The sequence below is a fragment of the Neisseria sp. N95_16 genome (assembly GCF_002551535.2).
Taxonomy (GTDB): Bacteria; Pseudomonadota; Gammaproteobacteria; order Burkholderiales; family Neisseriaceae; genus Neisseria; species Neisseria brasiliensis.
Map to the genome: position 1 here is coordinate 1 of NZ_PDBT02000158.1, position 822 is coordinate 822.

Annotated in this window: 2 protein-coding genes; one reads left to right on the forward strand and one right to left on the reverse strand. The window is 44.0% G+C overall.

From position 1 onward, the window contains the following. A partial coding sequence (locus tag CRG49_RS14200; protein WP_198515180.1) for a helix-turn-helix domain-containing protein occupies positions 1-156 on the reverse strand: 156 nt, incomplete at its 3' end. A 495-nt stretch (positions 157-651) separates the two neighbouring features. Between CRG49_RS14200 and CRG49_RS14205 the strand changes: the two genes are divergently transcribed. Then, positions 652-822, forward strand: a 171-nt coding sequence (locus CRG49_RS14205) for a helix-turn-helix domain-containing protein (RefSeq protein ID WP_157807888.1), incomplete at its 3' end; no start/stop codon positions are given.

The following is an 822-nucleotide window of genomic DNA, read 5'->3' on the forward strand; positions in this document are numbered from 1 at the left end:
CTGTTGTGCTTTTCGGTAACAGTAGGTTCCGTTGACGGAATGCCGTCTGATTTCCCGACTGACGGTGGCGGGATGACAACCGATGTTCTGTGCGATTTGATTTAGGGGTAGGTTGCGGTAATGTCTGGAAATGTAGTATCTTTGGTGTGAGGTCAATTGTGTGTAGGCTATATTGCAATCTTTCTTGTCAGGAAAGGCAGTATACTACCGCATACTGGCCTTTTCTGTTATTGGAAATTGCACTTGTTAGGCGAATGTAAGGGCTTTAACGCATAATTTTCCATCTGATTCATCATACCCTCATCAACAAACAACGTGAGACTTTTGTAAAACTCGTAAATCTTTAGAAATCTTTAAATCGTCATTCCCGCGCCGGCGAGAATCTAGAACTTCAAATTACTGTAATAGCTAAATATTCCTGAAGCCGATAAGTCTGGATTCCCGCCGACGCGGGAATGACGAGCATAGCTTTCTTGGTTTAAATTAAGTCTTACAAAGGTCTCCGTGTCATAGTTAAACCCAAAAAGGCCGTCTGAAAACCCAATTACACTTTCAGACGGCCTTACATTCGCCTAACAAGTGCAATTTCCAATAACAGAAAAGGCCAGTATGCGGTGGTATACTGCCTTTCCTGACAAGAAAGATTGCAATATGGCCTACACACAACTGACCTCACACCAAAGATACTACATTTCCAGACATTACCGCAACCTACCCCTAAACCAAATCGCACAGAACATCGGTTGTCATCCCGCCACCGTCAGTCGGGAAATCAGACGGCATTCCGTCAACGGAACCTACTGTTACCGAAAAGCACAACAG